At 60.4% G+C, this 6,795-nt stretch carries 3 protein-coding genes and 1 pseudogene; 3 read left to right on the top strand and 1 reads right to left on the bottom strand.

Annotated elements, in window-relative coordinates:
* Window positions 1–326: 326 nt before the first annotated feature.
* Window positions 327–1,051: pseudogene (locus ACB042_RS12865) on the top strand (IS1595 family transposase).
* A gap of 29 nt (window positions 1,052–1,080) precedes the next feature.
* On the opposite strand, the gene ACB042_RS12860 reads toward ACB042_RS12865, so the two are convergent.
* Window positions 1,081–1,800 (bottom strand): GntR family transcriptional regulator, encoded by a 720-nt coding sequence (locus tag ACB042_RS12860; protein WP_005337027.1) that lies wholly within the window; start codon window positions 1,798–1,800, stop codon window positions 1,081–1,083.
* Window positions 1,801–2,047: 247 nt separating this feature from the next.
* On the opposite strand from ACB042_RS12860, the gene mngA reads away from it, so the two are divergent.
* On the top strand, window positions 2,048–3,994 hold the full coding sequence (gene mngA, locus ACB042_RS12855) for a PTS 2-O-a-mannosyl-D-glycerate transporter subunit IIABC (RefSeq protein ID WP_150388969.1): 1,947 nt from the start codon (window positions 2,048–2,050) through the stop codon (window positions 3,992–3,994).
* 86 nt (window positions 3,995–4,080) lie between these two features.
* Window positions 4,081–6,735 carry a mannosylglycerate hydrolase gene (gene mngB, locus ACB042_RS12850; protein ID WP_371178522.1) on the top strand — a complete coding sequence of 885 codons (2,655 nt, stop codon included), beginning with the start codon at window positions 4,081–4,083 and terminating at the stop codon, window positions 6,733–6,735.
* Window positions 6,736–6,795: the final 60 nt, after the last annotated feature.

The raw sequence follows: 6,795 nt of genomic DNA, 5'->3' as shown, positions 1-6,795 counted from the left end.
GGAGCGGCCGCATCATGCGTTGAAATACAGAACCCCCGATGCGGTACATAGGGGGTTCTGAGTAGAGAAATGCTAGTTGAAAATGTGTAAACCTATTTCAGGACTAGACACGTATAACCGCGGTGTGAATATACGCCACAGGCAAAGCGAAAACAGTAAATAGCAGAGAACTGAGCTTGAGCGCCCCCTCGCCCCCTCGCCCCCAGATAAAAATGCTATCTCGGTGATATGTTGAAAGGCCCATGGTCGCCTAAATAAGGCTCTGTCCCAATTACGTGTTGAAAGGCTAATCTTGAAGTAGGCCATCACATTTGAGGTCTACCATCATGGATACCCCAGCCTTTCAAAACCTGTTGTCACTATTTCCCCAGTTAGCCCTGCGCCAGCGCCGTATTGCTCAGCAGGAGCTTGCTGCCCCCCACACCATTACCTCTCTCAATACTCAGTTACGAGCATGTGGAGTCGGGGACTGCACCGCTACCGTTGCAAAGTGTTCTTACGCATCAGTTTCGCGCTGACCAAGACGCCTTTGGCGCGGTTGCGCAAAGCCCGGTGCTGGAAAGACTACGTGCAAGCCCCCATCGAAGGACTGACCGTCCGCCAGGCCGCGCGGCGCTGTGGGTCAGCAAAAACACCGCGTTCCTCTGGCGTCACCACTTCTTGCGTGCGATGGCGACCCATCAGGTTGGAGAAAATTGATGCCGAGACGGTCATCGCGGTGTTGAAGCCATTGGTGTCACCCGATTCGGTGTTGTGTAGCGATGGTGCGGGCGTGTATGCCAGTTTCAGTAAAGTGCAGGGCGTGACTCATCAAGTAGTGCGCAATCGTTAGGGTGAGAGGGTGGTAGGGGCATTCCACATCCAACATGTAAACGGATATCACTATCGATTGAAAGAATGGATGGTGCGCTTTCATGGAGTGGCAACTCATTATCTGAGGAATTATCTGGGTTGGCGCAGGATGCTGGAGCGTTACGGGAGGTGCGTAAATATCAAAGCATGTTTGCATGAGGCGCTGGGGCACCCCATGCAACACATAATTGGAACATAGCCTTTTTTATCTCGGGTGCTGTCGCCTGCTCACCCCTTGGCGCGGCGGGCGACCAGGGTGAATTTGTAATCATCGCTCTTGAAGAAGTTGCGACTGAACTCGAACACGGTGCCATCTTGCAGGAAGCCGCGGGAGACCTTCTCGATAATGGGCTTGGCAGGGTCGATACCGAGCGCCTCCACCACCTGCGCCGAGGGGAGCACCGGAATGATCTCCTGCTCGCTGCGGTCGATCACCAGCTGCTTCACCTCTTCGATGTAGTGGTACTTGGAACCCTGCATCACCGCATAGCTGAGGTCGGGGAAGAGGGCGAGCGGCATCCAGGTCTCCTCCAGCGTCACTGCAATCTGGCGAATAAAGCGCACCCGCTTGACGTAGTAGACCAGTGCCCCTTCCAGCAGATTGAGCCGCTCGGCCAGCTCGCTGCTCGCCTTGATCACCTCGAAGGCGAGAATGTCGCTGTGGGTCTCGGCCGCAGGATCGGTCACCTTCTCATAGAGGCTGGTGAGCTGATAGATGTCGTAGTTCACCTTCTCCTGCCGCACATAGCTGCCGCTGCCCTGAATGCTCTCGATGACGTTGAGTTCGGTCAGCTGCTTGAGGGCCTGACGCACCGTCACCCGGCTCACCCCGAACTGCTCGCGCAACTCGGCTTCGGTGGGCAGGGCATCGCCGGGGGCCAGCTCCCCTTGCGCAATCCACTGCTGGATGGTGTCGGCTATCTGGCGATACATGGGTTTTTTCGACACGAAAGGCCACCTCGTCGGCTCTGCACCATGATAAATGGAAGAGGCGCCATTCTACCCCAGTTGCCCGGCAGACAAAACGGCTCAGCCCCATTTGACCTAACAAATCACCCCGAACGAACAATACAAAAACAATACAAATAATGAATTGTATGATACCACTCACAAAAATCAGTCGGCCGGTTTGTTAGCATCGCTGTCACTTTCACCATGACGGCTTGCTGGCAAGCCAACCTGACAGAGGATCATCATGAATCTGACCAGTCTTACCGGCCCCCATCTCATCACGTTGCAAACCCGGTTTGCCGATCGGGATGCGGCCATTCATGCTCTGGCTGATCGGCTCGATCAGGCCGGCAAGCTGCACGACAAGGCCGCCTTTTTGGCTGCGGTCATGGCCCGCGAGGCGCAGGGCCCCACCGCCCTTGGCGAAGGGCTGGCGGTGCCCCACGGCAAGTGCGATGCGGTGCGTGAAGCAGCCTTTGCCGTCGCTACCCTGAACGAGGAGCTGGGCTGGGAGGGGATCGACGGCCCCGAGCCGGTCAACCTGATCTTCATGCTGGCGATCCCGACCGATCAGGCGGGCTCCACCCACATGCAGCTGCTCACCACCCTCACCACCGCCCTGGTGGATGACGATACCCGCGAGGCTGTGCTGGCGGCCCAGAGTGCCGAGCAGCTGATGGCGCTGCTCGATGGTGAAGGGGATAGCGGCAAGCAACCAGCAAAAGAAGACAACTTAGATACCAATCAACCCACTGTGGTCTGTGTCACCGCCTGCCCGGCGGGGATCGCCCACACCTATATGGCCGCCGAGTATCTGGAAAAGGCGGGGCGCAAGCTGGGTATTCGGGTACTGGTCGAGAAGCAGGGTGCCAACGGCATTGAGGATCGCCTGCCGCAAGAGGCGCTCGATGCTGCGGTGGCTTGCATCTTCGCCGCCGAGGTGGCCATCAAAGAGCAGGAGCGTTTTGCCGGCATCCCCCGGATCGAGACGCCGGTGGCCGAGCCCATCCGCCATGCCGAGCGGATCCTCAATGATGCGCTGGAAGCGGCCAAGGCAGGGCGCACCGCCCCGACGCCCAACCCCAGCCAGAGCGACGTGCCGACCGGCAAGAAGGTGAGCCTCAAGACCGAGCTCAAGCAGGCGCTGCTGAGCGGCATCTCCTTTGCCGTGCCGCTGATCGTGGCAGGCGGTACCGTGCTCGCCGTCTCTGTGCTGCTGGCCCAGATCTTCGGCCTGCAACATCTGTTTGATACCGAGAACTCCTGGCTCTGGATGTACCGAAAACTCGGCGGTGGCATGCTGGGCACCCTGATGGTGCCGGTTCTGGCGGCCTATACCGCCTACTCGCTGGCAGACAAACCGGCGCTGGGCCCGGGCTTTGCGGCAGGACTGGCCGCCAACATGATTGGCTCCGGTTTTCTCGGCGGCGTGGTCGGCGGCCTTATCGCCGGTTACCTGATGCGCTGGGTCAAGCAGCATGTGCGCCTTAGCCCCAACTTCAACGGCTTTCTCACCTTTTACCTCTATCCGGTGATCGGCACCCTGGTAGCAGGCAGCCTGATGCTGTTTGTCATCGGCCAGCCGGTAGCCTGGCTCAACAACAGCCTCACCGAGTGGCTCAACGGCCTCTCCGGCACCAACGCGCTGGTCTTGGGCGCCCTGCTCGGTTTTATGTGCTCGTTTGATCTGGGTGGCCCAGTCAACAAAGCGGCCTACGCCTTCTGCCTCGGCGCCATGGCCAACGGGGTTTACGGCCCCTACGCCATCTTCGGCGCGGTCAAGATGGTTTCGGCTTTTACCGTCACCTTCTCCACCCTGCTGGCGCCGCGCCTGTTCCAGACCTTCGAGATCGAGACCGGCAAGTCCACCTGGCTGCTGGGGCTGGCAGGGATCACCGAGGGCGCCATTCCAATGGCCATCGAAGATCCAATCCGGGTGATCGGCTCCTTCCTCGCAGGCTCGGTGGTCACCGGCGCCATGGTAGGGGCCATGGGGATTGGTCTCTCCACCCCGGGGGCTGGCATCTTCTCCCTCTTCCTGCTCCACGATGGCGGCCACGGCGCCCTGATGGCGGCCGCCGTCTGGCTCGGTGCGGCGCTGGTGGGCACCCTTATCTCCACTGTGGTGCTGATCGGCTGGCGCCGTCACGCCATGCAGCGCGGCACCTATCAGGTGGTCGCAGCAGAGTAAGGCGCATCTTCACAACCGATTTTTCAACAGACTATTTTTCCGCACGGCAGGCAAGGGCCGCCGTGCGTCAGCAAAGGATCATTGTCATGACAGTTTCACGAGTTCACATCACGCCGCACATGCACTGGGATCGGGAGTGGTACTTCACCACCGAGGAGTCCCGCATCCTGCTGGTCAACAACATGGCTGAGATCCTGGCGCGTCTTGAATCCGACCCCGACTACAAGTTCTATGTGCTGGACGGCCAGACCGCGGTGCTGGAGGATTACTTCGCCATCCAGCCCGAGAACAAGGCCCGGGTGAAGGCACTGGTAGAAGCGGGCAAGCTCATCATCGGCCCCTGGTACACCCAGACCGACACCATGCAGGTGAGCGGCGAGTCCATCCTGCGCAACCTGCTCTACGGGATGCGCGACTGCCTTAGCCTTGGCGAGCCGATGAAGATCGGTTACCTGCCCGATTCGTTCGGCATGTCCTCCCAGCTACCCCACATCTTCAACGGCTTCGGGATTGACCGTGCCATGTTCTGGCGCGGCTGCTCCGAGCGCCACGGTACCGACAAGACCGAGTTCCTCTGGCAGAGCAACGACGGCAGCGAGGTGACCGCCCAGGTGCTGCCGCTCGGCTACGCCATCGGCAAGTACCTGCCGGAAGATGAGGCGGGCCTGCGCAAGCGGCTCGAATCCTACTTCGAGGTGCTGGAGAAGGCCTCGGTCACTCAGGATATCCTGCTACCCAACGGCCACGATCAGATGCCGCTGCAACAGAACATCTTCGCCATCATCGACAAGCTGCGGGAGATCTACCCCCTGCGTGAATTCCACATGAGCCGCTTCGAGCAGGTCTTCGAGCGCATCGAGGCGTGCCGCGACCAGCTGGCCACCCTCAAGGGGGAGTTCAACGACGGCAAATACATGCGGGTACACCGCACTATCTCCTCCACCCGGATGGACATCAAGCTGGCCCACGCCGCCATCGAGAACAAGATCGTCAACATCCTCGAACCGCTGGCGAGCATCGCCTGGGCACTCGGCTTCGAGTACCACCATGGGCTGTTGGAGAAGATGTGGAAGGAGATCATGAAGAACCACGCCCACGACAGCATCGGCTGCTGCTGCAGTGACAAGGTGCATCAGGAGGTGATGACCCGCTTCATTCTGGCCGACGACATGGCCGAGAACCTGATCCGCTTCTACATGCGCAAGATTGTCGACAACATGCCGGTGGCGCTCTGTGAAGACGGCGTGCAGGTGGCCGACAAACTCTGCCTGTTCAACCTGATGCCCTTCCCCCGTCAGGAGGTGATCAACACCAGCATCCGCATTCGCGCCCAATCCTTTGCCCTGCGCGATGAAGCGGGCCAGCCGGTCCCCTATTTCATCCGCGCCAAGCGGGAGATTGACCCGGGTCTGGTGGACAGACAGATCGTCCACTACGGCAACTACGACCCCTTTATGGAGTACGACATCCAACTCTGCCATCCCCTGCCGGCCATGGGCTACTGCACTCTCCATATCGAGGGCAACCAGCCGGGACTGGAGCAGCCGGTGACCACCCGCGGCGAGCTGCTGGAGAACGATTTTTACCGCATCGCCCTCAATGACAACGGCACTTTGCAGATCCTGGACAAGCTGCGCGGCACCACCTTCGATCAGGTGCTCACGCTGGAAGAGGGCTCCGATGATGGCGACGAATATGACTACTCGCCATCGCGGGACGAGTGGTTGCGCTACTCCACCGAGTTTGCGGTGACCCGCGAGGTTACCCATGAAGCGTGGCAGAGCATCGCTACGCTCAAACTGCGTATGGCCTTGCCGGCCAACCTCGCCGAGCGGGCCAACAGCCAGTGCAGCGGCCACCTTGATGTCACCTGCCGCATCACGCTCGCGCATCAGAGTCCGCGCATCGACATCGAGCTGGAGCTCGACAATCAGGCTGATGACCACAGGGTACGGGTGCTGATCCCCACCCCCTTCCCGAGCGATACAGTGGTCTCCGACAACCAGTTTGGCTGCATCACCCGCCCTACCCGCGACAGCGCCATGGCGAACTGGGAGGCAGAAGGGTGGAAAGAGGCTCCCATTCCGGTTTGGCAGCTGATGAACTTCGTCGCCCTGCAAGATGGCAAGCAGGGGCTGGCGGTGCTGAGTGACGGTCTGCGCGAGTTTGAAGTGATCGGTGAGCAGTGTGACACCCTGGCACTCACCCTGCTGCGCGGGGTCGGCGTACTCGGCAAAGAGGAGCTGCTGCTGCGCCCGGGTCGCCCCTCCGGCATCAAGCTGCCCACCCCTGACTCCCAGGTGCGTGGCAAGCTCAGCTGTCGTTTCAGCCTGCTGGCGTTTGCTGGCGATCACATCAGCGCCAACGTGATGCAGGCGGCGCGCAGCTACCTCACCCCGGTGCGCTGCTACAACAAGATCCCGTTCGATGCCATGAAGATCAACAAGGCAAGCTTCACCACCCCGCTGCACTTCAGTCTGCTCTCCATGGATCCCTCCGGTCCGGTGCTGAGCGCCCTGAAAAAGGCAGAGGATGAAGAGGCGCTGGTGATCCGGGTCTACAACCCGAGCGAGCAGGCTGTGCTGAAGGGTGGCAAAGTGAGCTGCGAACACGCCCTGAACGACTGGCAAGCGGTGCGGATGGACGAACAGCCCCTGCCCCTTGAACAGGCCGCTGGCGAGTTTGGCGAGCTGGCGCCGTGCCACTCCCGCAGCGTGCGCTTTCGGGTGGCTCGCCGCTAACCGCCGGTAACACCCACAGGTAGCAACAGGCGGGGAAGAGCCATCCCCGCCTGTTTATCC

The organism is Aeromonas sp. S13(2024) (genome assembly GCF_041402405.1).
Taxonomy (GTDB): domain Bacteria; phylum Pseudomonadota; class Gammaproteobacteria; order Enterobacterales; family Aeromonadaceae; genus Aeromonas; species Aeromonas veronii.
This window is presented reverse-complemented; position numbering and strand designations above follow the sequence as displayed.

Coding starts and splice junctions, on each gene's coding strand:
- mngA (WP_150388969.1), top strand. CDS start 2,048: ATGAATCTGACCAGTCTTACCGGCCCCCATCTCATCACGTTGCAAACC.
- mngB (WP_371178522.1), top strand. CDS start 4,081: ATGACAGTTTCACGAGTTCACATCACGCCGCACATGCACTGGGATCGG.